We start from the raw sequence: 475 nt of genomic DNA on the forward strand, positions 1-475 counted from the left end.
ACCAAAGTATGAGCGAATATTTCAGTACGGTCCCTGCCAAATCATTCAGTTCCGGGAACAGGTTAAGAAAGCGTACAGTTGCACTCCCTGCTGCGCTGGTCAGCGTTATGCGGTTCGCGAATTGCGGAAACGACTCTTTCGGTGAATGTTCCGGAGTGCTCACGTTCCTTCCCCTCCCTTCATCATGGTCCGGATTAAATCTCGCAATTGCTGATTAAAGCGTGCGCCATTTTCTTTCACCAGTGGCCACCAAGCATCTGATTCATCGAATATGAAATGATAGACCTCATTTAAATTGCGAAGCAGCATAACTACTAAAAATACACCTAAAGCTTTGACCAGCCAGGTCGGTAATCCGTTGCTGCCTTTCTTATAAAAGACCCACAGGATGATCGCAATAATGACAACCGTTAAATTCACTTAACCGCCCCCTCTTAATAACAATTTGAAGTATTTGGATACGCCAATCCACCAT

The 475-nt window shown here is 45.1% G+C and carries 1 protein-coding gene; it reads right to left on the reverse strand.

What is annotated here, in order from left to right; translation table 11 throughout:
• Positions 1 to 159 precede the first annotated feature (159 nt).
• A complete protein-coding gene (locus ACQ76X_RS36245) occupies positions 160 to 420 on the reverse strand; it encodes a hypothetical protein (RefSeq protein ID WP_438498710.1) in 261 nt (86 codons plus the stop codon).
• Between the last annotated feature and the right edge of the window lie 55 nt (positions 421 to 475).

This window comes from Paenibacillus sp. IHBB 3054 (assembly GCF_051594305.1).
Lineage (GTDB): Bacteria > Bacillota > Bacilli > Paenibacillales > Paenibacillaceae > Paenibacillus_AQ.